This window comes from Pantoea sp. X-Soil-MYKO-1785 (genome assembly GCF_059730675.1).
This window is the reverse complement of the sequence record NZ_AP036000.1, coordinates 564106-587689: the sequence shown is the minus strand read 5'-3', so window position 1 is coordinate 587689 and position 23584 is coordinate 564106. Positions and strand designations below refer to the sequence as shown.

The following is a 23584-nucleotide window of genomic DNA, read 5'->3' as shown; positions in this document are numbered from 1 at the left end:
CCGCCATCGCGTTAATTATGGGGTGCGCAGGGGCGGCAATATGACGGGAAAATAAAAACAACAGGTGCACCATGACTTTACATCGCCAACGACCTGCGCATAAGATCTGGCGTAACTGGAAAAGACTATCTTTCAGTAGCCAGATGTTATGGAATAAAAAACGACACAGCGTCTTTAGCGCACCGGAATATGATCCGGGGCAGGAAGAGAATGTGGTGTTGATATCGCAGCAGAAAAGCTTGCCGGAAATTCCGAAGATTGTCTGGATGTACTGGCATAACGATCAGCTGCCCACCTCGATGGCGCTGAATATCAGTAAAATCCGGCGGGATAATCCCGATCACCAGGTTTATCTGATTACTCAGCACACCCTGTCGCAGTGGCTGCCCGATCTTGACTTTATCTCTTCCGATCTGACGCTGGCGCATAAAAGTGAAATCATTCGTCTCGAACTGATTCACCGTTACGGCGGCATCGGCATAGATTGCAGTACCCTGTTATTTGAAGATCTCGCCTGGGTCCATCGCGTGCATCAGGAGCGGTCGATGGATCTAATCGGCTACTACCGCGAACAATCGACCCTGAATTTCCTCGCGCCGGTGATCGAAAGCTGGTTTGTCGCCGCTGCGCCGCAAAATCCGTTTATCCGCGAGTGGCTGAAACAGCTGGCGCCGGTGAAAAACGTCGGCGTTCAGAACTATTTTCAGGAGCTGAAAAAGCGCGATGATTTCCCGATGATCGTGCAGAACATTGACAATCCGTCACGCCAGCTGCTGTCACTGGCCCAACAGGTGGCGATGCGCGAATACCGGCGGGCCAATCTCTACCTGCGTAAAGGGGAGGCTAACGCCTACTTCTATCAGCGCCTGCACGCCGACAGCAGCAGCGCCTTCGCCCATTCGGTGCTGTTTCAGCAACGGCCGCAAACGCCGCCGCCGATCATCAAGTTAACCGGAAACGAACGGCTGCATCTCGACTTTAACCTGCGGCTCGGTTTGTACAATCGCCGCAGCCTGATGGGTGAGATGATGCAGCAGACTGCACCAACGCTGGCACTGCCGCTAACCGTCAAAGCGCGCGCGTAGCCAGTGGGCGAAGGTGGTGACCGCGCGCGGCACCTGCGCCGCCCAGGGACGGACAATCCACAGGTGGGCGGCGAACGCGTCGACCGCCTGCCATTCAGACAGCACCTGTTGCAGTGAACCAGACTTCAGCGCCGCTCTGGCGCTGAAGTCCGGCAGCATCGCAATACCTAATCCCTGCAGCGCCGCATCGCGGATCGACTCACTGTTATTCGTGGCAAAACAGCCCTGAATCCGCACCTGGATCCGCTCATTATCGCCGGCGGTCACAAAGCTCCAGCGCGGTGATTCCGCCCCGCGTGGATAGTAAAGGCAGTTATGCCGGGCCAGATCCTGCGGCATCAGCGGCGTACCCTGCGCCGCCAGATAGTCCGGTGACGCCACCAGCAGGGTGCGCGTCTCACACAGCGGCAACGCCACGTGGGTTTCCGGCAGCGTGTCACTGTGGCGTATCGCCAGATCGAACCCTTCACTGCTGAGCGACACGATGCGGTCCGTTACGTCGAGCTGCAGGCGAACCTGCGGATAGTCACGCAGAAACTCACCAATGATTGGCACCAGCTGCTGACGGGCAAACGCCACCGGCGCGGTAATGCGCACCCGTCCCCGGACCGGACCGGCTGTATCACGCACGCTGAAAAAGCTCTGTTCGATGCGGGCAAACGGCTCGCGCAACTCCTCCACCAGCTTTTCACCCGCCGGGGTCAGACGCACGCTGCGGGTGGTGCGCTGTACCAGCAGCACGCCCGCCATCTGCTCCAGCTCTTTGATTTTCTGACTCATCGCCGCTTTGCTGACGTCAAGCCGCTCTGCGGCCCGGGTAAAACTGCCCTGCTCAGCCAGCACCGTCAGCCAGTGCAGGTGATCCCACAGCGCGTCGGTCTTCATCTCTTTCATTATGATTGTTCAATATAGTGAATAATCAGTTCAGGCTACGCGCTTTTTCGCGGCGGATAAAGCAGTCACTATGGACACAACAGATGATCACACTCACCGCGAGGACAAGCCGATGCCACTGCTGCAATTTGATGTTATTCAGGGTCGTTCAGAATCCGAACTACGTACGCTGCTGGATGCAGCACACCGGGCCGTGCTCACCGCATTTCAGGTGCCGGAACGCGATCGTTACCAGATTGTTCAGGAAAACAAGCGCTACCAGATGGTGTTTCAGGATACCGGGCTGGGATTCAGCCGCAGCGATAATCTGGTGATGGTGCGGGTCTACACCAGCCCGCGCAGCAGCGAACAGAAACAGCGCTTTATGGCGGAGCTGGCGCGTGAGCTGCGCGAAAGCTGTGGCGTGCAGGGCAACGATTTAATGATCAGCTTTATCACCAATGACAAAGGCGACTGGAGCTTTGCTGATGGTGAGGCGCAATACCTGACCGGCAAACTCTGAAATTACAGTCCGCTTTGCTCTGCTGACGGTGCGCGCCAGCCGCCGTCAGGCCTGATAAACTCCCCGCCGATGCTCTCTGTCACCAATATGATCCTCACCGCACAAATCTGGCTGGATGTGTTGCAGCCGGGTTACAGCCAATATAGATTGTCGAAAAACTATCCCCCCGAAGGTGGCCGGCAGTCTGAAGCGCCGCGTACTCATATCAACAGAGGATTTGCCGTTGTCCGAATTAGCGTCACTTGGGCTGTTTCTGGCCGCTATTGCTATCTATTCCTGTAAAGCCGGGCGTAACAAATTTTGGTTCTTTGTGGTGTTAATCCTGCTGGTGTTGTTTGTGGTGCTGAATGCAACGCTTTACGCCAGCAACTACTTCACCGGCGACGGCATCAATGATGCCGTGCTCTATACCCTGACCAACAGTCTGACCGGTGCCGGTATCAGTAAATATGTGGTGCCGGGCATAGGGCTGATCATCGTGCTGTTTCTGCTGTTCTGCCTGCTGTCATGGATACTGCGGCGGCGTGAGCGGCCACATCATATCGGCTGGTCGCTGCTGGCGGCGGCCTGCGCGCTGGGTTCAGTGCAGACCACACCTGCATTTCGTCAGGTGGCGTCCCTGATTGTGTCGCACACCCAGCTGGCCGATTCCGACTTCGATGCGTTCTACAAAGTGCCACGTAACCGCATTGCGCAGCCGCACCTCAACGTGGTCTATATCTACGGCGAAAGCCTGGAGCGCACCTATTTTGATCAGCACGCTTTTCCCGGCCTGGCACCGGAGCTCAGCCGCCTGAAAGAGCAAAGCATCGATTTCAGCCAGACTGAGCAGCTGCCGGGCACCGATTACACTATTGCTGGCATGGTCGCCTCAATGTGCGGCATTCCGCTGTTTGCGCCGTTTGACGGCAATGCCTCCGCCTCGCTCTCCAGCTTCTACCCGCAAAACGTCTGCCTCGGCGACATTCTGAAAAACTCCGGCTACCAAAACTGGTTTATTCAGGGCGCTGACCTGCGCTTCGCCGGCAAAGATGTGTTCCTGAAATCACACGGCTTTGATCCAGCTAACCTTTACGGCGCGCAGGAGCTGAAAAGCCGCGTTGCCGATCCGACCTATCGCAATAACTGGGGCTATTACGACGATACGGTGATGGACGAGGTGTTTGAAAAATATCAGGAACTGTCAAAAGCCAACCAACCCTTTGCGCTGTTCACCCTGACGGTCGATACCCATCATCCCGACGGCTTTATCTCCCGCAGCTGTGAGCGCAAGAGTTACAGCTTTGATGGCAAACCAAACCAGTCATTTAGCGCGGTGGCCTGTTCGCAGGAGCACGTTGCGCGCCTGATTGACCGGATTAAAGCCTCGCCGTGGTTTAAACAGACGGTGATTGTGGTGACCTCCGATCATCTGGCGATGAATAACACCGCCCACCAGTACCTGATTAAGCAGCCGCGCCACGATCTCTTTATGGTGATCCGCGGCGATAAACCGCAGGCAGAAGTGATGGATGCGCGCCGCAGCACGCTGGATAACGGCGCAACGCTGCTGGATATTCTCGGCGGCGATAACGCGATTGGTCTTGGCCGCAGCAGCCTGAGCAGCGTTTCGCTTTCGACCCAGTTTGAAGATATGAAAAGTAAAGTAATGAGCTGGAAGCCGGATATTATCCAGTTATGGAATTTCCCGAAGATGATGGACAGCTTTACCGTCGATCAGGTGAAAAATACCTTCAGCTTCTCGGGCACCACCTTCCGGTTACCGATTCTGTTCCGCATCAGTGATAAGCATGTCGAGCCGATGCCGGAAGGGGAATATTCGGCACCGCTGCGCTATCAGCTGGCTGATTTCACCTCAACCGATAAGTTTCTGTGGGTCGATCGCTGTTTCAAAATGGCACGACTCTGGCAGCCGTCGCTGGCGCTGTCCGGCGATCTCTGCGTGGCAATGGGCCAGCTCGGTGCAACGCCTGCGGTAACGCATATCGATCAGCCGCAGTGGAAAGGCAAAGTGAAATTCCCGACCGCACCGACCAGCGATGCGGCTTACCAGCGCAATCTGGCGCAGATCCGCATCGAAGATAACGACATTCGCTACAGCGCCGACAGCTTCAGGCTCGACGTACCTGGTGCACCGCAGAGCATCAAACGTTTTAGCGGCATTTCCCGACCGGAAAGCTGGGGTCGCTGGTCTAACGCTAATCTCGCGCCGGAAGTGAAGATAGAGTACGTCGATCCGCTACCGCCGAAGTTTGACCTGGTGATTACCGCTCGCGCTTATGGAGCTAACGTCCACCGCCAGATCCCGGTGCGGGTTGGCGATCAGCAGCAACTGCTGTCGCTGGGTGAAACCTTCTCTACCCATACGCTGCATTTTGACAACCCGACCGCCACGCACCAACTGACCATTGCGCCGCCGGAACCACAACTGAGTAATATCGGCAATATCACCGGTCAGGACCCACGCAAACTGGGCATTGGCATGGTGGAAATCAAGATCGTGCCTCAGCCATAACGCCTGCTTTTCTCTTCTCCTCTGCGGATTCACGCAGAGGAGATCTTCCCGCATCAGACGCCGAAGGTTGCGAGACCGCTCGCAATCCACTGCACGTTACTTGTTGAACTAATTGATATTTTTCGGAAAGGCGCGCAAAGTACAACCGGCTTAGTGGTCCCCTTTGTGTGATCTGTCATCCTCTCGCTATCGCCGTATTGCCGGGAGAGAGGCAGACATGACAAGCACCATGATGAAGACCCACCAGGCCTTTAAAGCCCTGCAGCGGGCAGGGATCGATGAGCAGCAAGCGGAGGCGATGGTGGAGATCTTTACGGATATGCAGCAGGGAAAACCGGACCAGCCAGACGATAAGCAACTCAGCCGGGTTGAACAAAAAGTCGACCGGGTCGATGAGCGCGTCGGCCACGTTGAGCAAAAAGTCGATCAGGTCGAACAAAAAGTTGAACTGATCGATGAGCACGTTGGCAATGTTGAACGCAAAGTCGATCAGGTCGACCGAAAAGTTGAACAGACAGATGAGCGCGTTGGCAATGTTGAACGTAAAGTCGATCAGGTCGATGAGCACGTTGGCAATGTTGAACGCAAAGTCGATCAGGTCGACCGAAAAGTTGAACAGACAGATGAGCGCGTTAGCAATGTTGAACGCAAAGTTGATCAGGTCGACCGAAAAGTTGAACAGATAGATGAGCGCGTTGGCAATGTTGAACGCAAAGTCGATCAGGTTGACCGAAAAGTCGAACAAATCGATGAGCGGGTTGGCAATGTTGAACGCAAAGTCGATCAGGTTGACCGAAAAGTTGAACAGATAGATGAGCGACTCGGCAATGTTGAACGCAAAGTCGATCAGGTTGACCGAAAAGTTGACCTGATGGATGAGCGACTTGGCAATGTGGAACGCAAAGTTGACCAGATGGATGAGCGTCTGGGGCACGTTGAAAGAAAAGTCGATAAGCTGGGTATCCGGCTTAACCAGGTTGAAATCAAAGTCGATAAGCTGGAGGCAGGCCTCATCAGTTTAACCCGAACGGTCGAGAATCTCAGAGATGAAGTGATGACCGTGAAAAACGACACGCGCTGGATTAAGCGACTGTTAATGGTGATGACCACCACCCTGCTGGTGGCGGCCGTCAAAACCCTGTTTATCTGAATTAGCCGCGACCGGTCAGGGCAGCTCGCGCAATGTTTCCAGCTTTTCGCGCTGCTGGCCATCGGCAGTAAAGTTGTCGCTGGCCAGCCAGCGCTGCAGGCCCTTTTTCACCTGCGGCCATTCGCCATCAATGATCGACAGCCAGCTGGTATCGCGACTGCGGCCTTTGTAAACAATCGCCTGTCGGAAATCGCCTTCGTAGCGGAAACCAAGACGCTCTGCCGCCCGGCGTGATGGCGCGTTGCAGCTATCACACTTCCACTCATAGCGCCGATAACCCAGCGTCTCAAAGGCGTAACGCATCAGCAGGAAATGGGCTTCCGTCGCAATGCGGGTCCGCTTCAGATGAGGTGAAAACGCCACATGTCCGACTTCGATCACGCCATGTTCCGGCTGAATTCGCATCAACGCCAGGCTGCCTGCCGCCTGCCCGCTGGCAAGATCGATGACCGCAAAGTGCAGCGGGTCACGACTGGACTCCAGCTGCACCGCATGATCCTGCCACACCTGCCGGTTATCAAACGGCCCGACAAACATATAGGTCCAGTCGCGCCCATCTTGCGCCGCTGCGTAGGCATCGAACAGCGCGTCGCCATGGCGCGCCATGCTGAACGGCTCAAGCCGGCAAACTTCGCCAGTGAAAACCTGCGGCTGCGGAAAAGGACGGGGTTGCCAGTCCGGTAAATCGACCCCGACCGGCTGACCATACTGATTAGTGTGTTGTGACATATCGCCTCCAGGCTTCAGATGATGCCTGCAGATTGCCACTATCATGGTGGGTTAAAAAGTACCACAATGTTTGAAAATGATAGATCCACGGGAGCGCGCTATGAAGCCGGAGAGCCATCCTTTACTGCTGGCACCGTTAACGCCAGCCGCCGGAACCACGCTGCAGCAGCAGCTTTACCAGCGGATTAAACAGGGCATTTTGCAGGGCCAGCTGGCTGCCGGCGCGATGTTACCTGCCACCCGGCAACTGGCCGCTGAGCTACAGGTCTCACGTAATACGGTGCTTAACGTCTGGACCCATCTGCAGGCGGAGGGCTATCTGATGAGCGATCGACAGGGTAGCCGCGTCAGCCTGCTGGCGTTACCGACAGCCCGGCCAGATGACAACGGGTTGGCTCACTGGCCGCTGGCAAAACGGCTTGATGCCCTTCAGCTCAGCCAGCGTTTCGATACCGGAACGCTGCCGCTGCGCCCCGGCATTCCGGCGCTGAATCATTTTCCGTTAGCCGCCTGGCGTCGGGCGCTTAATCATGTGCTGAACCACACGCCACCGCGCCAGTTGGGTTATGGCGACCCGCTGGGTGATCCTGAACTGCGTGCCGCACTGGCGCAGCAGTTGCGTATCACGCGCGGTGTTCGGTGTGATGCCGGACAGATTGTGATTACCGAAGGAGCGCAACAGGCGCTGATGCTGTGCGTCACTCTGCTGAGCGATCCGGGTGACCACGGCTGGGTTGAAGATCCAGGCTATCGTGGGGCCAAAGCGGCCATGCAAGCCGGCGATCTGCGCGTGGTTCCGATTCCCATCGATCAGCAGGGCCTGGCTCCGCAGCCGCAACACTGGCAACAGTCCCCACCGCGCCTGATCTACACCACGCCAACCCATCAGTATCCGACTGGCGCGGTGATGAGCGCAGCCCGGCGGCTGGCGCTGATTTCGGCGGCGCGGCAGCAGCAGGCGTGGATTATCGAAGATGATTATGATGGCGACTTCCGGCACCACGGCGAGCCGATTGCCGCCATGCAGGGGATGACCGATAACGCGCCGGTGATCTATCTCGGCTCCTTCAGCAAGACGCTGTTCCCTGCCCTGCGTATCGGCTTTATGGTGCTGCCCGCGCCGCTGGTCAGTAATCTGCGACCGGCGCTGCATCAGCTGCTACGTGGCGGTAATCCGCTGGAGCAGCAGGCGCTGGCACGCTTTATTCTCAGCGGCGATTACAGCCGGCATTTGAGTAAAATGCGCCGCCTCTATCGCCAGCGTCAGGCCCTGTTGCGCAGTGAACTGCAGCAGGCCGCGGGCCAGCTGATACCCTTACTGGGTGGCGACAGCGGAATGCATCTGGTCTTGCCAATCGAGGCGCATCAGAATGACGTGGCGATAGCCAACAGGCTGATTCAGGCTGGCTACGCGCCTGCGGCACTCTCGACCTTTTATCTGACTGAACCGGCACAGCGCGGCCTGGTGATTGGCTATGGCAACAGCAGCAGCACGCAGATCACCGCGGCGGTGCGACAGTTGCGCCGGGTGCTGGGCTGGCCGGATTAGCGTCTGGCGCGTGGCTTACTGTCGCTGGCTGGCGCAGCAATCGATTCCCGCAGCACCAGCCGGGCATCAAAGCGCGGCATCGGACCGGCCGCTTCGCCACGAATTTCGGCAATCAGTCGGCGTGCCGCTTCACGCCCCATCTGGTACACCGGTTGCGCCACTACCGTCAGCGGCGGCGTCACAATCTCGCTCCACGGAAAGTTGTCATACATCACAAAGGAGAGATCCTCCGGGATGCGCAGCCCGCGCTGCGTCACTTCACGCAGCAGCCACATCGCTACCACGCTGTCAGAGGCCACCAGCGCGCTGGGTGGCTGCGGGCGCTGCCACAGCTCAGCCACGATGCGGGCGATCTGCGCTTCATCCAGCGCATTCACTTTCACCAGTGACGGATCAAATTCCACGCCTGCCGCGGCAAACGCCTGCATCATGCCACCGACGCGCTGGGCAACCGGCGTCAGGCCAAAATCAGCTGGCGCACGGTAGTCGCCGGCCAGCGCCATGCTGGTAACATAGGCGATATGACGGTGGCCAGCCTGCAGTAACCGGCTGGTGGCATCAGCCGCCACAGCGGTAAATTCACAGCAGATCGCTTCGACATCCAGGCCAGTAACTGCACGATCGAACAGTTTCAGCGCCCGACCCTCTTCCAGCACCTGCAGCAGATGGCTGTTTTGATCGCGCTCTGAACAACTGGGGGCCACGATAATGCCGTCGACCCGCTTCTCCAGCATCACCCGCACCGCATCCTGTTCAGCCGGCAGCTTTTCGTCGCTGTTGCTGAGCAGCAGATGGTAACCGGCGGTACGCGCCACATCCGCCATGCCGCGCAGGGCGAGGCCGAAGTGGGGATTTTCAATATCGCCGACAATCACACCGATGGTGTTAGAGCGCCCGGTATTCATGCTGCGCGCCAGTTCATTCGGACGGTAGCCCAGTGCGGCAGCGGCGCTGTTTACCCGCGCCTGCACCTCATCACTGACCGCGCCATAGCCCCCAAGCGCTCGCGCCGCCTGGGCCTTGGAAACCTTTGCCGCGCGCGCCACATCCGCCACGGTGGGTGCTTTAGAACGTAATTTCTGGCTGGTCATAATTATTTTGAATCACAGGTTGATGACAGGAAGATTGACGCCGAAAAAAGGCTGTGCTTAAACTCATTGTAACCCCTTGAGACCGGTCTCACAACGCCCACGTCCACAAGGTGTCACTTTCGTTGAGACCGGTCTCAAAAATAATCACCGGCTCAACAGTCTCTGATGTTTAAACCTGCAAAACGGATGAGCTATGAAATCGCAAACTCAATCGGGCAAACGGCCCGGCATGCTGTTCGGCACCGTGTTCAACAAGACGTTCAGCACCCTGCTCGCACTCTGTGCACTTTCGTTCTCTACGCTGGCTGCCAGCGATGACAATCCCTACGGCCTGATCGAACCGGGCCAGCTACGCGTCGCCAGCGTCGGCGATTCCAGACCCTATACCTTCACCGATGCCAGCGGTCAGTTCACCGGCTTTGACGTCGAATTCTTTAAAAATGTCGCCCATCGCATGGGAATCGATAAGGTCGATTTTATCGGTCAGGACTTCTCCGCCATCATGCCGGCGGTCGCCAACGGTCAGTATGATGCGGCGGTCGCGGCGATCGGCATCACCCCGGCACGTGAAAAAACCGTCGATTTCACTACTGGCTATCTGGCGGGCTTTCTCACCGTGCTGACCCGCAGCGACAGCGGCGTAAAGAATGTCGCCAGTCTGGCAAAACGGCGGCTCGGCGTAGTTCAGGGCACGCTGCAGGAGAACTACGCGGTCGAACACTTCACCCAGACCGACCTCGTGCGCTTCCCGGATAACAACAGCGCGGTCTCGGCGCTCAATAATGGCACGCTCGACGCCATCTTCCTCGACTATGAAGCCGCCAAAAGCTACGCCGACCGCTTTAAGCTGGTCTCTGCTGCCGATATCCCCTCTTTTGACGCTCCGGCCGGTATCGCCATCGCCAAAGGCAAACCCGCCTTTAAGGCCGCACTGGACAGCGCCATTAAAGCGGCGATGCAGGACGGCACCTGGCAGCGGCTCTATCAGAAGTGGTTTCCCGGCTCGCCAATGCCCAAACAGTATCTGCCTGGCGGTCAGTAAAGCGGCGGACGTTCGCGTCCTGAGTTAACCGGGGAATGCCCCGCACTGCATGGAGACGGCGATGGACTTGCTCACGATTATTTCCCGCACCTTCTTTGATTTTTCCTCAATGAGGGAAGTGCTGCCGCAGATGCTGACCACCGGGCTGGTGAACACGGTGATTATCTCGCTGGCGGCCACCCTGACTGGCACGCTGTTTGGCCTGCTGCTGGCGCTGATGGGCATTTCGCCCTCGCGCTGGCTGCGCCTGCCCGCCCGGCTGTATACCGATCTGTTTCGCGGTCTGCCGTCGATTCTGACCATCCTGCTGATTGGTCAGGGCCTGGCGCGATTCAGCTATCAGCTGTTCGGTCCGACGCCCTACCCGCTGGGGATCTTCGCCCTCAGCCTGATTGCCAGCGCCTACATGGGCGAGATTTTCCGCGCCGGCATTCAGAGCGTTGAACGCGGCCAGATGGAAGCCTGTCGCGCGCTGGGGATGAGCTATGGCCGGGCGATGCGGCTGGTGGTGATCCCGCAGGGGATCCGCCGGGTGCTGCCCGCCATCGTCAATCAGTTCATCGCCATCATTAAAGACTCGTCGCTGGTCTACCTGCTGGGGCTGATGACCCACCAGCGTGAGCTGTTTCGCGTCGGCCAGGATGCGGCGGTGCTGACCGGCAATCTGTCGCCGCTGATGCTGGCCGGGCTGTTCTATCTGATCATCACCGTGCCGCTGACCCACATGGTCAACTACGTGGATGTGCGTTACCGCACCGGCCGCCGTCGCCTGACCACGCCGCAAAGTGGTTTAAAAGAGGTGGAGGAAGTCAGACAGCCCAACGGCGCGCTGGCCACTCACCCGCTGACCGGAGGCAACCATGAATAACCGCACAACCAGCGCCAGCTGGCACGGAGCCAGCCTGGAGCTGCGCGATCTGACCCTCGCCTATGGCCCGATTGAGGTGCTGCGTAACGTCTCGCTGCGGGTCGCGCCCGGCAGCACCACCTGCATTATCGGGCCATCCGGCTCGGGTAAATCGACCCTGCTGCGCGGCATTAACCGGCTGCATGAACCGAAATCGGGCGATGTGCTGCTGGCCGACCGCTCGGTGCTACGCGACAAACCGGACGCACTGCGACTGCGGATTGGCATGGTGTTTCAGCATTTCAATCTGTTTCCCGATCACAGCGCGCTGGAGAACGTGGCGCTGGCCCCGTGGCGCGTTAAAGGCTTGCCCAAAGCGCAGGCGATGGCGATTGCCCGTCAGCGGCTGGAAGAGGTTGGTCTGGGACCGCGCGCCGATCACCGGCCACGCGATCTCTCCGGCGGCCAGCAGCAGCGGGTGGCGATTGCCCGCGCGCTGGCGATGGATCCGGAGGTGATGCTGTTTGATGAGGCGACCTCGGCGCTCGATCCCGAACTGGTGAAAGGCGTGCTGACGCTGATGGCCGATCTCTGTCGTCGCGGCATGACGATGGTGGTGGTGACGCATGAAATGGGCTTTGCCCGCAAAGTGGCGGATCAGGTGGTGTTTATGGACGAAGGCGAGATTGTTGAAGCCGGGCCGCCAGCCGCTATTTTCGATGCGCCGCAGTCGCCGCGCCTGCAACGTTTTCTCTCTGAAGTGCTGTAACTGAGTAAGGAACCTGATAATGGCGGTAAAAACTGAAATGAAAGTGGTGGTGCTGGGCGGTGGCGTGCTGGGCGTATCAACGGCGCTGGAGCTGGCGAAACGCGGGGCAGCGGTAACCTTAGTGACCGAAGCCGCGCTCTGCTCCGGTGCCTCCGGACGCTCACTGTCGTGGCTCAACTCAGCGGGCGAGCGGTCGAAACCTTATCATGCGCTACGCATGGCCGGCATCGATCGCTATCGAACCCTGTTTGCCCGCCATCCGACACTCGACTGGCTGCGGTTTGACGGCGGGATCTGCTGGTCGGATAACGACGTTGCCACAACGGAGGCGCGTCACGCCTATGAAAAAGCCCACGGCTACGATTCTCAGCTGATCACGGCTGAAAACGTGGCGCAGGCGGATTCAGCGGTCGATCCCGATGCGCTGGCGGCCCAGGCAATATTTAATCCTGGTGAAGGCTGGGTCAGCCTGCCGCATCTGGTGGATTATCTGGTCAATCAGTTCCGCGCGCTGGGCGGCGAAGTGGTAGAGCACGCCGGAAAAGCCAGCGTGATCACCGATCGGGGCCGGGCCTGCGGCATTCGTAGTGATAAAGGCGAGCTGCACGCCGATGCGGTGCTGGTTGCCTGCGGCCCCTGGACGCCGGATGTGGTGGCACCGCTCGGTGTGACTATCCCTAACGGTTCGCCGGTTTCGATGCTGGTGATCACCGAACCGGCCACCCAGCCGTTGAAAGCGGTGCTGAACACCCCGCGCGCCGCGGTTCGCCCCAATCCCGGCAACCGTTTTGCGCTCGATCACGACTGGTATGAAGCTGATATCGAGCCGCTGGCCGACGGGGAATACCGGATTGATCAGCAGGTGGTGGCGCAGCTGGCGCAGGAAGCCAGCCGGTTACTGCGTGGCGATCGGCCGCTCAAAGCTGAGAGCTGGAAGATTGGCCTGAAGCCGATTCCGGGCGATGGCGATCCGGTGCTGGGTGAACTGCAAACGGTGCCGGGCTGTTACGTGGCGTTCAGCCACTCCGGAGCCACGCTGGCGCTGATTGTCGGGGAATTACTGGCGGACGAGATGGTCAGCGGCGAAAAACATCCAATGCTGGCAAGCTTTGGTGCTGAGCGTTTCAGCTAATAAAAAGCCGGTCGTGCTGACCGTAATGCCAGTCAGTTAAGCAGCAGGTGATAACGCAGTCTGGTGCCGCTCAGGGGCTGGCGGTCCTCGCGCCGCTGCGCGGTTCCTTCACTTCATTCGCCTGCCTGACGGACCGCCGGGGATGGCACATCCTGTGCCGCCCCGCCTTTCGCCCGCGTCCTGCGGGCTCTCCTGGCAGACTCATTCTGTTCAGCGCTGCGGATTGCCTGCCCCTGCCCGGCACCGGCCTGTTCTGAAACTTCAGTGTGTATTGTTAAAAAAGGGCACGAGAGTGGAGGCCTGAGCGTCTCTGCTGCTGAAAGGGCTATCCACAGCGCTGAGGCGTGACGGTGAGCCAGAAGTCCACGCCGGGAAGCGTGGGCAGTTCGGGGCCGGCCAGGGAGGGCCGATCCCGAACGGTTCGTCGGCACGACGTCAAAGCCGAAGGTACCGCGCGAGCGGCGCGAGGACGGCCCGGCAGCAGCAGAGGTGCGCTGGCCCGCACTGCGGCTCGCTCGCCCGGGAAAAAAGCTGCCACGTTTGACCGTGACAGCCTTTTACAAATCTAATCTTAACTGACCAGCATTAGGTCGTGCTGACCGGCTATTTTTTTCCGCTTATTTTAACCGCGGAAGAAGATGTCACCCGATTTACCCATGACGATTTTGCCGGTGTCATTGGTGATCAGGATGTAATTGGCGTTGATATAGGCCCAGTGGGTATTCTCCTGCGGCGCAGGCAGATTACGTTTTTGCCACTCAACGATGGTGTAGGTTTTATCAGTGTACTTCTCTGGCACCGTGTCGCCGACTTTGTACTGTTTGTAGTCGATGATAATGGTATTGAGATCGTAGTTCGGCTGGCCGCCCGTTGACGGCGACGGCGTGGTCGGCGTAATGCCATCGTTCGATTGTGAGCTGGACGGCGCATCAGTCTGCGCGGCACCGGCATCCGGCTGAGTGTTAGCCGCGCCAGGCTGCGACTGGGCGTCAGGATTGGCAGGCTGAATCTGTGGCGGCGGCGGAACGGTATCCGTTGCTTCACCGGCGGCTTGCACAGCAGGGATCAGGCTCAGCGAGCCAACCAGTAATCCCATTGAGAAAAGTACACGTTGAGTCCTGCGCATAATGATTTCCACGTTAAATTGATTTTAGTGACGGTAGACAGGCTAAAGACAATCTTTATAGCGATACAGTTCCCCTCGCGTCAAAGCTAAGTGTAAGTAAAGACGACGCTATTGGTTTCACCACGCACCGGTTACTGTCCGACCACTCTATCCTGAGTTGCCGGATCGACCAACACCGCAATGCCTGAATAGTTGCTCCAGTTAAAGGCGTTTTGCAGCACCACCATCGCATTGCCACCGGCTTTATCGTAGCCGATAAAGCTGGCATAGCCGCCAATGTAGCCGACCTGATAGGTTATTTGCTCTCCCGCGACCGGATCGGTGACCCAGGCGACATTCTGTGTCTGGCTTCCCTGTTGATACCACGCCTGGTTCACCGCAGCAAAGGCCTGATCCAGCGATCGATCGCCGACCGGGGCCGGGGTCAGCGACAGAGTGCCGCAGCCGGTGAGGCTCAGGATGATGACAGGCCACAGCCGGGCTATGATTCTGAGTCCGCCTGAGGCGCGGCGGTGGAGATCCCGCCAGGTGCGTAGCGCCCTCAACCGGCCGGCGAAAAAACCTGTTCTCATTTTTTATTATAACAATCAGGTGATTAAGTTCATTGATGATGTAACAGACCCGCTGTCGCGCAAAAAGGTATCACCCGGCGACAGTCAGCTATAGCGCGCTAAACCGACTAAAAGCGGTGCCACCGGCGGGTTGAGGACCACAGCGCTGGTCACTGAAACCGCCTGCTCCGCCTGAGGCTAGCTGTGTTGCGGCGCGCAAGGGTGTACACTGCTGCGGCTTTATGGCTTGAACGCCGTGCTCACATTTTTGAAATGCCCGGGAGGCAACCGCATGAAAGAAGGCCCACTGTCCGAGAAAGAGCTGCAATGGCTGGAAGATATGCTGGAAAAATATGGCAGCGAAGCGTCGATTCTGGATGTCTCCGAGCTGGACGGTCTGCTGACCGCCGTGCTGTCCGGACCGACCACCGTCGAACCGAGCAAATGGCTGGTGGCGCTGTGGGGCGGCGAGAAGCAGATCCCAAAATGGAGCAACGAACGTGAAATGACGCGTTTTATGGAGCTCTGTTTTCAGCACATGAATGATGTGGCTGACCGGCTGTCTGAATTCCCTGAGCAGTTCGAACCGCTGTTTGGCATCCGTGAGATGGAAGGTCTGGAATTTACCGTGGTTGAAGAGTGGTGCTTCGGCTACATGCGCGGCGTGTCGCTGACCGACTGGTCTGCCCTGCCGCAGGATCTGCAACCGGCGCTGGACGCCATCGCCTTACACGGCGTGGAAGAGAACCTCGAAAAACTGGATGCGATGACGCCGGACGAGATGGAAGCCAGCATTGAGGCAATCCGCCCTGCTGCGCTGGCGCTGCACGATCACTGGATCTCCCAGCCTGAAGCGGTGCCGGAGCCGCAGAAGCCGATCTCGGTTGAAAAGCTGCCAGGACGTAACGATCCCTGCCCGTGCGGCAGCGGTAAAAAATATAAGCAGTGCTGTCTGCATTAATAGTTCCAGGGCTGCGATAAGCGGCCCTTAACTGCTTAAAGCTGATGACGGCTGATTCGCTGCATTACGTTTTTATTACTATATTCTTACTCATCGGGCTTCACTTATCCTGCTGAATAACTGATATCCTCCGTCAAAAGATAATGAATTTTATCACTACCCCGTTTTCATCGTGCATTCTATAGAATATTATCTACCAGGGTTAAATTAACAGGGAAGTAATATGCCATTTTTGCGAGAACTAAAGCGAGTCACCCAGCAATACAGATTAGATCTGATTATCTTCTTTACTTTAGTCACTATCATAGGATCTTCCGGTCTTGAAAAAAACCTTAAGGAACTAGTGGGTTCAGCAGGCTTGATAATTATCATTTCATCGGTGATTTTTCTGCCTCACAGAGCATTAGCAATATTTCATACCTTTATTTTTAAATATGAGAATCGCACTCTGAAGAAAGTCGCCGGTACACTGTCGTTACTCTCGTGGTTAGTATTTGGGTTAACTTATATAGTGCTGCCGCTGGGCTTCGTTTTTACCGGCAGGTTTCTGTTTCTTACCTTCATTTTATTAACACTTGCGGGCGGCATTCTGACTTTTTATGATTTAGAGAAAAATGGAAATCTTTCATTTCGAAAAATCAGGCTGACGCTCTGGTTTTTCTTACCGCTTTGTTTTATCTTAACTAATGCACTGGCATCGAGCTACTTTACCCAATTCAGCGCACTAAGTATTTCCTCTGTACCTTATACAGAATTCATCTGGAAGTTTGTTTTTTCAATTATGGCACTGGCATTGCTGCTCCAGCCAGTAAGCTACCTGATATTCATTACTCAGGCTGATAAAACCGAAGGTTATCAGACCGCAACGTTAATCGCTTTCTTCCTGGCTGTCTCACTGGTGCTTTTCGCGATTCCACATTGGGGAGCAAATATTCTCTCATCAGTTTTAGATCACGCAACCCGATTTGAATGGCGTGATGAGGCGAAGTGTGGAAAATTAATAATAAAAAGGGAGGATGAGCGGTACTTTGGCTTCAATAGCGACAAATACACGCTCTATTTCTCCAACCCTGGCTACTGGGGATTTTACGAATTAAATTGTACTAAAGATGAATATAATAACGACACGTTTCGTCTGACAGCCGTAGATATCGAAACCCGAAAACCCTGGTTTAAAAAAGATAGCATGCGTTAAGGACGTTTAGCTCGCTAAAAACGTGGCTGCCAACCTATCGCTTTCAGCTCTCTAAGCAGGATAATGGGTGACTTTTCAGCGGGTGATTCCGCCAGACTGTTCAGCAACCTGTTCTGATTGGCGACAGCTTCGCCAAACCCGGTCTGGGCATGATCGCCGACGGCACGCTGATTTTCGGTCTGACCGGCTGGGCTGGCACCTTTGCCGCGCTGGACGCCGCCGCTATCGCCTGTATCAGCCTGATGGCGATGGTGGCGGTAATGGAAGAGCGCAAAATCCGCCGCGAGAAACGGCTGCAGCGGCTGAAGATGGCGTGATGTCAGGTAATTGAAAAGTGGCCGCTGACATTGAATCGCAACGGCCAGCGTGGCGGAGAAAAGAGTCCTCTGCTGCGCTGGCCGCTTCTTTCATTAACAGGTTAGTTAACCGGGCTGAAGCCGGGCAGATACCCGCATTTAACCGGCCCACTGTTCATTGCTTCACTATGTGAAGCAAAAAAACGATTCAATCTTTGCTCCATCTCACGCAATCCTCGCCCGTTCCAGCATGCTCCGCCTAAAGCTCATACGCTCATTCCCACAGCCACCCGATGTGGTCATCGTTATTACCTTCAGGAGAGCGTATGGATCATTCAGCCCGCCAGTACGGTATTGAGGTCGCGCCGACGACAGTTAAACGTTCGCCCAGACGCACCGCCAAAATTATGATGTCTGCCGGGATAGGTCACTTTATCGAGTGGTTTGACTTTGGCTTGTACGGCACCCTGGCGGCCATTATCGCCAGCAACTTTTTTGTCAGCGCCGATCCGGCGACCGCGCTGTTAAAGTCTTTCGCCGTGTTCGGTTCCGGCTTTCTTATGCGTCCATTGGGCGGGCTGTTCTTTGGCTCAATGGGCGATCGTCTGGGCCGGCGCAAAGTGCTGGTCACGGTGATTGTGATTACCTCACTCTCAACCTTTGTGATGGGGATTTTGCCGACCTGGCACCAGGCAGGCATTATCGCTCCTATCCTGCTGGTGATAACCCGACTGGTGCAGGGCTTTGCTGCGGGCGGTGAAAGTTCCGGCGTCATCACTTACCTGGCCGAAAGCGCCGAACCGAACCGGCGGGCTACGCTCACCTGCTGGAGCGAAAACTTCAGCTTTATGGCCTTCGTGTGTGGCTCGGGGCTGGTACTGCTGCTGACCCATACGTTAGGCGACGCCGCAATGAACGACTGGGGATGGCGCATTCCCTTTCTGCTTGCCGCCCCGCTCGGCCTGGGTGGGCTGTACATGCGTCGCAATATGGAAGACTCAGCTGCGTTTCACAAACTGCAGGCCAGCGGAAAGATCGAGAAATCGCCGCTGCGCAAAACGCTCAGCTCATCCGGTCGCGCCCTGCTTTTCTGCGTTGGCTTTGTGGTGGTTAAAGCGGTCAGCAGCTGGGTGCTGCAATCCTTTATGCCGGGCTACCTCTCCACCCACCTGCATTACAGCCGCACCGACTCTTATCTCATCACCACGCTGGGCTTGCTCAGTGTCGCTGTCTGTATGCCGCTTACCGGCTATCTTTCCGATCGCTGGGGACGCCGTCCGTTGATGCTGATGGGATGTGGCGGCTTCATCCTGCTGACCTATCCCGCCATGTTGCTGATGACGCAAGGCTCGGTGATGACGTCGATAGCGGCCATGAGCCTGCTGGGCGTCTTTGTCGCCATGTTTAACGGCGGCTGCGGCGCAGCGATGGTGGAACTGTTCCCCACTGCGATTCGCTACGGCGGCATTGCCGTCGCCTACAACCTGACGGTGGCGGTGTTTGGTGGCGTAACGCCTCTGGCCTCAGCCAGCCTGATTGCCTGGACCGGCGATCCGCTCTCTCCCGCCTGGTACGTGATGATCACTGCCCTCGTCTCTTTTATTGCGGTGTGGTTCGCCAAAGAGACCGCCGGCAAAATCCTTGATTAATCTGAACCGGAGTTAATATGCAAATCAGTCAGGTTGAGTGCTTTCCGCTGAAAATTGCCGCTGACCAGATCTATCTGGGCGGCAACGCCACTGGCGATGAAGCGGATTATTATTATCGCCCTGAATACCGCTGCGTCTATTCCCGCAAAATGGAAACCTGCCTGGTAAAGATTACCACCCGCGACGGCCACGTCGGCTGGGGCGAGGCGCTGGCACCGGTGGTGCCGCAGGTGATTGCTGAACTGATCAATCAGCTGTTCAGGCCGTTAATTATTGGTCGTTCGCCGTTCGATAGCGCCGTGCTGAATTCACGGATGTACGATGCGATGCGCGATCGCGGCCATATCACTGGCTACCATATTGATGCGCTGGCCGCCGTGGATATCGCACTGTGGGATCTTAAAGGCCAGATCCTCAATTTGCCGGTTTATCAACTGCTCGGGGGAGCCTACCGCGAGACCATTCCTTGCTATGTCTCCGGCTTGCCGGAACCGGATCTGGAATCCCGCGCGGTGCTGGCCAGACGCTGGCAGGAAAAGGGGTTCAACGCCTTTAAGCTGGCATTGGGTTATGGCGTCAGCGAAGACATCCACAATGTAAAAGTTATCCGTGACGCGCTCGGCCCGGAAGCACAGCTGTTCGTTGATGCCCACTGGAATTACAGCGTTACCGAAGCGAGTGAACTCGCACAGCGCCTGCATGCGCTTGGTGTTGGCTTCCTTGAAGCGCCGCTGCTGCCAGAAGATGTTGCCGGTCATCGTGAACTGCGCGCCAAAAGCCCGATAGCCATTGCGCTGGGTGAAACGGAACGCACCCGCTACCAGTTTAAGCCGCTGATTGAGCAACGCGCCGCAGACATCCTGCAACCTGATGTTGGCCGTACCGGTATCAGTGAACTGATGCATATCGCCGCGCTGGCGGAAACCTGGAACCTGCGTGTAGCACCTCATCTGAGCGTGGGTCAGGGGCCGTGTATCGCCGCCTCAATCCATGCCGCTGCCGCTATTCCTAATCTGTTCATGCTTGAGTTCCAGCCTCCGGTTTTCAACGTGGCTAATCAGTTACTTAAACAGCCGCTGGTCTGTGAACAAGGCGCATATCAGTTACCACAGGGCGCCGGACTGGGGATTGAAATCGATGAAGATGGTCTGCGCAAACATCTGACGGAGGCAACATGCTAAAAGGTAACGTACCTATTCTGGCCACCGCGTTTACTGAACAAGGCGAGCTGGATCTTGCCTCGGTTGAACGGCTGGTCCGCTTTCTGTTGCAGCAGGGTGTTGATGGCCTGGCGCTGTTTGGTAACGCCTCTGAAGGCTATGCCCTGACCCAGGATGAGAAGCAGGCGCTTTTTTACTGCGTCAAAAAACAGGTCGGCGATTTGCCGCTGGTGGCGGCGGCGGGCGGTGCCTCTTCAGCCGTCGCGATTGATGAGATCAACCGGGTACAGCGTTGGGGTGCCGATATCGCCATGGTTAATCCACCCGCCGTGGTTAAACCCGGTCCGGAAGAACTCTACCGCTTCTGGCGGGATATCAGTCAGGCGTGCAGCATTGGTATCATGATTCAGGATGCACCGCTGATGACCGGCGTGACCATGCCGGTGACAACGCTGGTCGGTGTTTGCAATGATTTCCCGACCATTAAGTACATCAAAGTTGAGCAGCCGCCGACGACGCTAAAAATCAGCGCACTGAAACAGGCATTAGGCGATCGGGTCGGCCTGTTTGGCGGACTGAATGCCGGCTTTCTGTTTGAAGAGCTCTGCCGGGGAATAACCGGCACGATGCCCGCCTGCGAATTCCCGGACGTGATTAATACCATTCTTCACTACTGGCATCAGGATCGAAAAGCCGCCCAGAACCATTTTTACCGTTACCTGCCCTTTCTTCGCTACGGTGTCCAGCCCGGTATCGGCGTGGCTATTCATAAAACCGTGCTGCACCAGGCGGGGATTTTTAGCAGTGACTACGTCCGCGAACCGGCAAAAAGCCTGGATGAGATTACCCGTCAGGAGCTGAAAGAACTGACCGATGCGTTGCCGCTGGCGGTACTGGAGAGGCAGGCATGAACTATATCGCGGTCGACTGGGGCACCAGTAATTTTCGGGCGCTGAGCGTACGAGATAGCCGGGTTATCAAAACGGTCGAGGCGGACTGCGGCGTCGGTAAATGCCAGCGCGATGCCTTGCCGTTAATATTGCAGCAGCAGCTGTTACGGCTCAGCGAGGCTTACGATGAACAGTTGCCGGTTATATTGTGCGGCATGATTGGCAGCAATATCGGCCTCGCTGACGCGGGCTATCTCAGTTTACCGCTTAGCTTCAACGCGCTTTTCGGTAAAGGCCAGCCGCTGCCGGGGATCATCCCGAACCCGCTGAGTCTGCGCCCGGGTATCTGTGACCGACGGGTGAATGAAATCTGCCGCGGCGAAGAGATGCAGCTGGCCGGCGGGTTGATGCTCTCTGCTGCGCAGAACTTTGCCGCTGTCGGCACCCACAGCAAGTGGCTCCGAGTCGATCGTCAGCAGCAGCAGGTGACCCGATTACAAACGCTGATGACCGGTGAGCTGTATGCGCTATTGCTTAACCACTCGGTGCTGGGCAAGGGATTGCCCGAGCAATGCTGGTCAGATCAAGCATTTCTAAGCGGTATTGAAACGGCGCAGAGTATTCAGCATCAGCAAACCGATCTGGTTAGCGAGCTTTTCCGCTGTCGCGGGCGTTATATCCTTAAGGCCCTCGCGGCAGAGGCGGCTGCGGCATGGCTATCCGGGTTACTGATTGGCCATGAACTTTTATCCGGGGCGACTGACCCGGAGACGATCTGTTTTATCGGCAGTGAAAGCCTGTTAGCGCATTACCGGCTGGCCTGTGAGGCACTAAACCAGCCGGCAGAATTTCTGCCGGCGGAAACCGCCTTAATAGCCGGACTGAATGAGGTATTCCGTCATGGCTATTAGCTCACAGGTTATCGCTATATTGCGCGGCATTCGTCCTGAAGAGGTTAATCAACATATCCGCTGCCTGCTGGATAATGACATCAGCCAGGTAGAAATCACCACTAACTCGCCTGACTGGCAATCCAGTATTCAGGGAGCGGTTAAGCACTTCGGTCCTCACCTGAATATTGGTGCAGGAACGGTGGTTACCAGCCGCCAGGTCGATGAAAGCCTTGCCGCCGGAGCCCGGTTTATTCTCACACCCAATCTTAATCCGCAGCTGATAGCCGAAGCGAAAAAGCAGGGATTAACGATTTATGCCGGAGTGTTTAGCGCCAGTGAAATTTTCCTTGCTGCCGGACTGGGCGTGGAGGTGATGAAAATATTTCCGGCCTGCGCATTGCCGGTTAATTATCCGCAACTGATCAAAGGCCCGCTTTCTCAGCCGGTACGGTTTTCAGCGGTCGGCGGGATAACGGTGGATAATGCGCCTGACTATCTGGTTCACTATGACAGCGTCGGGATAGGTTCGTCGTTGTACAGGCCCGGGCAGTCGGTTGCCGAAACGGCGAAGCGCTGTAAATTATTGATTTAATATAGTCAGTGGTTCGCCACTGATTTTTTTCGCGGCTGATATCAGGTACAAACTTAACATCTCAACGTCCATCTTTTCACTGTTGATATTGGATAAGGCGATGGCCGCTGGCATGCCGGGGATATTACATGCCAGTCGGTAATCATGCTGACCATAGGCTTTGGCGAACACCTGATGGCGGCGTGCCTGTTCGATATCGTTTTTCAGTAGCCGATAATCATGAATACCGATTTGGCTGATAATTTCCTCATTACTCATCGCTGATAATAATTTGATGCCAATCACCGAGTCATGCACCGGATAGGATTGATAATTCCCGATAGCACGGGCAATACTTTCTCCCCCGCGTGTATGGATGATATAGACCACATTGGTGCCGCTCAGGACGCCGATAACAATAGAAATAGCCGGGTTGCCGCTCTCTTCCAGAATGCCGATTACCGCATTATAAAACGCTGAATTATGGATAGCGTAGGCCGAGAGGCGATGGATACCGATGCCGAGGCTGTATTTGCGCCGCGCATCGCGATGCACCATATCCAGCGCCAGCAGCGTTTTCATCAGGCGCGTTATTTTGGCCGAGTCGAGCGCCAGTTCACGTCCCATTTCACGAATGCCCTGCGGCCGGGCCGCTGAAGCGAGCAGCTCCAGGCAGCGGAAAGCGTCATAGACGGTACTGTTCATGATGAACTCCGGGTCCGGGCGTGGGTCATGCCGTTATTCTCCAGCCTTTGCTGATGCAAGCAACCCGCAATGGTCAGATCTGGAACCTGTTTCAAAGGCTGAGAGGAATGGGCTTTTCAAAGCCGGTTCTGTGAGGAGCGGGTTAGCACCTGAATGATTGGTAACTCTGCTGCGGTTGAGAGATCAGCGTTTCCGCTGCTAATGAGTACAGGAAGTTCAGGACACCGAAATGAGTTAAACCGCCTACAACCCGCTGGAGCTGATACAATCGGCATACAGAGT

The 23584-nt window shown here is 56.6% G+C and carries 21 protein-coding genes and 2 pseudogenes; 17 read left to right on the top strand and 6 right to left on the bottom strand.

The genetic code is table 11. The features are described from left to right. The first annotated feature begins 71 nt into the window (after positions 1-71). Positions 72-1085, top strand: a complete 1014-nt coding sequence (locus AC6I8D_RS02600) for a glycosyltransferase family 32 protein (protein WP_497819616.1) — start codon at positions 72-74, stop codon at positions 1083-1085. On the opposite strand, the gene AC6I8D_RS02595 is transcribed toward AC6I8D_RS02600, so the two are convergent. After that, positions 1062-1979 (bottom strand): LysR family transcriptional regulator, encoded by a 918-nt coding sequence (locus AC6I8D_RS02595; protein WP_312057215.1) that lies wholly within the window; start codon positions 1977-1979, stop codon positions 1062-1064. The genes AC6I8D_RS02600 and AC6I8D_RS02595 overlap by 24 nt on opposite strands. 112 nt (positions 1980-2091) lie before the next feature. On the opposite strand from AC6I8D_RS02595, the gene AC6I8D_RS02590 reads away from it, so the two are divergent. The 3 genes from AC6I8D_RS02590 (at position 2092) to AC6I8D_RS02580 (ending at position 6146) form a co-directional block, all read left to right on the top strand. Then, positions 2092-2481 (top strand): tautomerase family protein, encoded by a 390-nt coding sequence (locus AC6I8D_RS02590; RefSeq protein WP_312057233.1) that lies wholly within the window; start codon positions 2092-2094, stop codon positions 2479-2481. Positions 2482-2704: 223 nt separating this feature from the next. Then, positions 2705-4996, top strand: coding sequence for a phosphatidylglycerol--membrane-oligosaccharide glycerophosphotransferase (gene opgB / locus AC6I8D_RS02585; RefSeq protein WP_497819615.1), 2292 nt, complete (start codon positions 2705-2707; stop codon positions 4994-4996). A 229-nt stretch (positions 4997-5225) separates the two neighbouring features. Continuing rightward, entirely contained in the window at positions 5226-6146 is a 921-nt protein-coding gene (locus tag AC6I8D_RS02580) for a tropomyosin (RefSeq protein ID WP_497819614.1), read from the top strand. Positions 6147-6161: 15 nt separating this feature from the next. On the opposite strand, the gene AC6I8D_RS02575 is transcribed toward AC6I8D_RS02580, so the two are convergent. Then, positions 6162-6875, bottom strand: coding sequence for a GNAT family N-acetyltransferase (locus AC6I8D_RS02575; protein WP_497819613.1), 714 nt, complete (start codon positions 6873-6875; stop codon positions 6162-6164). A gap of 100 nt (positions 6876-6975) precedes the next feature. On the opposite strand from AC6I8D_RS02575, the gene pdxR reads away from it, so the two are divergent. After that, on the top strand, positions 6976-8424 hold the full coding sequence (pdxR, locus tag AC6I8D_RS02570) for a MocR-like pyridoxine biosynthesis transcription factor PdxR (protein ID WP_497819612.1): 1449 nt from the start codon (positions 6976-6978) through the stop codon (positions 8422-8424). On the opposite strand, the gene AC6I8D_RS02565 is transcribed toward pdxR, so the two are convergent. Continuing rightward, positions 8421-9515, bottom strand: coding sequence for a LacI family DNA-binding transcriptional regulator (locus tag AC6I8D_RS02565; protein ID WP_497819611.1), 1095 nt, complete (start codon positions 9513-9515; stop codon positions 8421-8423). The genes pdxR and AC6I8D_RS02565 overlap by 4 nt on opposite strands. Before the next feature lie 229 nt (positions 9516-9744). On the opposite strand from AC6I8D_RS02565, the gene AC6I8D_RS02560 reads away from it, so the two are divergent. From AC6I8D_RS02560 to AC6I8D_RS02545, 4 genes are all read left to right on the top strand, one after another. Further along, positions 9745-10557: an ABC transporter substrate-binding protein gene (locus tag AC6I8D_RS02560; protein WP_497820643.1), complete on the top strand. Its 813-nt coding sequence runs from the start codon at positions 9745-9747 to the stop codon at positions 10555-10557. 61 nt (positions 10558-10618) lie between these two features. Beyond that, positions 10619-11425: an amino acid ABC transporter permease gene (locus AC6I8D_RS02555; protein WP_497819610.1), complete on the top strand. Its 807-nt coding sequence runs from the start codon at positions 10619-10621 to the stop codon at positions 11423-11425. Continuing rightward, positions 11418-12173 carry an amino acid ABC transporter ATP-binding protein gene (locus AC6I8D_RS02550; RefSeq protein WP_069728477.1) on the top strand — a complete coding sequence of 252 codons (756 nt, stop codon included), beginning with the start codon at positions 11418-11420 and terminating at the stop codon, positions 12171-12173. Before AC6I8D_RS02555 ends, AC6I8D_RS02550 begins: the two co-directional genes overlap by 8 nt. A gap of 19 nt (positions 12174-12192) precedes the next feature. Then, positions 12193-13305, top strand: coding sequence for an NAD(P)/FAD-dependent oxidoreductase (locus AC6I8D_RS02545; protein WP_312057207.1), 1113 nt, complete (start codon positions 12193-12195; stop codon positions 13303-13305). A 622-nt stretch (positions 13306-13927) separates the two neighbouring features. Here the strand turns inward: AC6I8D_RS02545 and AC6I8D_RS02540 are convergent. Together AC6I8D_RS02540 and AC6I8D_RS02535 are read right to left on the bottom strand one after the other, a co-directional pair. Beyond that, entirely contained in the window at positions 13928-14431 is a 504-nt protein-coding gene (locus tag AC6I8D_RS02540) for an RcnB family protein (RefSeq protein WP_497819609.1), read from the bottom strand. Positions 14432-14562: 131 nt separating this feature from the next. After that, positions 14563-14838 (bottom strand): annotated as a pseudogene (locus AC6I8D_RS02535) (serine hydrolase domain-containing protein); the annotation flags it as partial. Between the two features lie 436 nt (positions 14839-15274). On the opposite strand from AC6I8D_RS02535, the gene AC6I8D_RS02530 reads away from it, so the two are divergent. The 8 genes and pseudogenes from AC6I8D_RS02530 to AC6I8D_RS02495 all read left to right on the top strand — a co-directional run bounded on the left by AC6I8D_RS02530 (position 15275) and on the right by AC6I8D_RS02495 (position 22618). Next, complete coding sequence (locus tag AC6I8D_RS02530; RefSeq protein WP_312055207.1) at positions 15275-15943, top strand: YecA/YgfB family protein; 669 nt, start codon at positions 15275-15277, stop codon at positions 15941-15943. A 223-nt stretch (positions 15944-16166) separates the two neighbouring features. Beyond that, the gene (locus tag AC6I8D_RS02525; RefSeq protein WP_312055208.1) at positions 16167-17138 is read left to right on the top strand and encodes a hypothetical protein; all 972 of its coding nucleotides are present in this window, start codon (positions 16167-16169) and stop codon (positions 17136-17138) included. 113 nt (positions 17139-17251) lie between these two features. Further along, positions 17252-17455 (top strand): annotated as a pseudogene (gene uhpT / locus AC6I8D_RS02520) (hexose-6-phosphate:phosphate antiporter); the annotation flags it as partial. Between the two features lie 386 nt (positions 17456-17841). Further along, complete coding sequence (locus AC6I8D_RS02515) at positions 17842-19083, top strand: MFS transporter (protein ID WP_244175125.1); 1242 nt, start codon at positions 17842-17844, stop codon at positions 19081-19083. A gap of 17 nt (positions 19084-19100) precedes the next feature. Further along, entirely contained in the window at positions 19101-20264 is a 1164-nt protein-coding gene (locus AC6I8D_RS02510; protein WP_497819608.1) for a mandelate racemase/muconate lactonizing enzyme family protein, read from the top strand. Continuing rightward, positions 20258-21154, top strand: a complete 897-nt coding sequence (locus AC6I8D_RS02505) for a dihydrodipicolinate synthase family protein (RefSeq protein ID WP_312055210.1) — start codon at positions 20258-20260, stop codon at positions 21152-21154. Before AC6I8D_RS02510 ends, AC6I8D_RS02505 begins: the two co-directional genes overlap by 7 nt. Continuing rightward, positions 21151-22044, top strand: a complete 894-nt coding sequence (locus AC6I8D_RS02500) for a 2-dehydro-3-deoxygalactonokinase (RefSeq protein WP_497819607.1) — start codon at positions 21151-21153, stop codon at positions 22042-22044. Before AC6I8D_RS02505 ends, AC6I8D_RS02500 begins: the two co-directional genes overlap by 4 nt. Continuing rightward, entirely contained in the window at positions 22034-22618 is a 585-nt protein-coding gene (locus tag AC6I8D_RS02495; RefSeq protein ID WP_497819606.1) for a beta/alpha barrel domain-containing protein, read from the top strand. The genes AC6I8D_RS02500 and AC6I8D_RS02495 overlap by 11 nt, the downstream gene beginning before the upstream one ends. Here the strand turns inward: AC6I8D_RS02495 and AC6I8D_RS02490 are convergent. Continuing rightward, on the bottom strand, positions 22607-23302 hold the full coding sequence (locus AC6I8D_RS02490; RefSeq protein WP_312055213.1) for a helix-turn-helix domain-containing protein: 696 nt from the start codon (positions 23300-23302) through the stop codon (positions 22607-22609). The genes AC6I8D_RS02495 and AC6I8D_RS02490 overlap by 12 nt on opposite strands. Positions 23303-23584: the final 282 nt, after the last annotated feature.

Bases quoted from the DNA above. Each gene is read 5' to 3' on its own strand.
- AC6I8D_RS02495 (WP_497819606.1), top strand. From the start codon at position 22,034: ATGGCTATTAGCTCACAGGTTATCGCTATATTGCGCGGCATTCGTCCT.
- AC6I8D_RS02525 (WP_312055208.1), top strand. From the start codon at position 16,167: ATGCCATTTTTGCGAGAACTAAAGCGAGTCACCCAGCAATACAGATTA.
- AC6I8D_RS02545 (WP_312057207.1), top strand. From the start codon at position 12,193: ATGGCGGTAAAAACTGAAATGAAAGTGGTGGTGCTGGGCGGTGGCGTG.
- AC6I8D_RS02580 (WP_497819614.1), top strand. From the start codon at position 5,226: ATGATGAAGACCCACCAGGCCTTTAAAGCCCTGCAGCGGGCAGGGATC.
- AC6I8D_RS02490 (WP_312055213.1), bottom strand. From the start codon at position 23,302: ATGAACAGTACCGTCTATGACGCTTTCCGCTGCCTGGAGCTGCTCGCT.
- AC6I8D_RS02510 (WP_497819608.1), top strand. From the start codon at position 19,101: ATGCAAATCAGTCAGGTTGAGTGCTTTCCGCTGAAAATTGCCGCTGAC.
- AC6I8D_RS02560 (WP_497820643.1), top strand. From the start codon at position 9,745: ATGCTGTTCGGCACCGTGTTCAACAAGACGTTCAGCACCCTGCTCGCA.
- AC6I8D_RS02600 (WP_497819616.1), top strand. From the start codon at position 72: ATGACTTTACATCGCCAACGACCTGCGCATAAGATCTGGCGTAACTGG.
- AC6I8D_RS02555 (WP_497819610.1), top strand. From the start codon at position 10,619: ATGGACTTGCTCACGATTATTTCCCGCACCTTCTTTGATTTTTCCTCA.
- AC6I8D_RS02575 (WP_497819613.1), bottom strand. From the start codon at position 6,875: ATGTCACAACACACTAATCAGTATGGTCAGCCGGTCGGGGTCGATTTA.
- AC6I8D_RS02500 (WP_497819607.1), top strand. From the start codon at position 21,151: ATGAACTATATCGCGGTCGACTGGGGCACCAGTAATTTTCGGGCGCTG.
- AC6I8D_RS02595 (WP_312057215.1), bottom strand. From the start codon at position 1,979: ATGAAAGAGATGAAGACCGACGCGCTGTGGGATCACCTGCACTGGCTG.
- AC6I8D_RS02515 (WP_244175125.1), top strand. From the start codon at position 17,842: ATGATGTCTGCCGGGATAGGTCACTTTATCGAGTGGTTTGACTTTGGC.
- AC6I8D_RS02540 (WP_497819609.1), bottom strand. From the start codon at position 14,431: ATGCGCAGGACTCAACGTGTACTTTTCTCAATGGGATTACTGGTTGGC.
- AC6I8D_RS02550 (WP_069728477.1), top strand. From the start codon at position 11,418: ATGAATAACCGCACAACCAGCGCCAGCTGGCACGGAGCCAGCCTGGAG.
- AC6I8D_RS02505 (WP_312055210.1), top strand. From the start codon at position 20,258: ATGCTAAAAGGTAACGTACCTATTCTGGCCACCGCGTTTACTGAACAA.
- pdxR (WP_497819612.1), top strand. From the start codon at position 6,976: ATGAAGCCGGAGAGCCATCCTTTACTGCTGGCACCGTTAACGCCAGCC.
- AC6I8D_RS02590 (WP_312057233.1), top strand. From the start codon at position 2,092: ATGCCACTGCTGCAATTTGATGTTATTCAGGGTCGTTCAGAATCCGAA.
- AC6I8D_RS02565 (WP_497819611.1), bottom strand. From the start codon at position 9,515: ATGACCAGCCAGAAATTACGTTCTAAAGCACCCACCGTGGCGGATGTG.
- AC6I8D_RS02530 (WP_312055207.1), top strand. From the start codon at position 15,275: ATGAAAGAAGGCCCACTGTCCGAGAAAGAGCTGCAATGGCTGGAAGAT.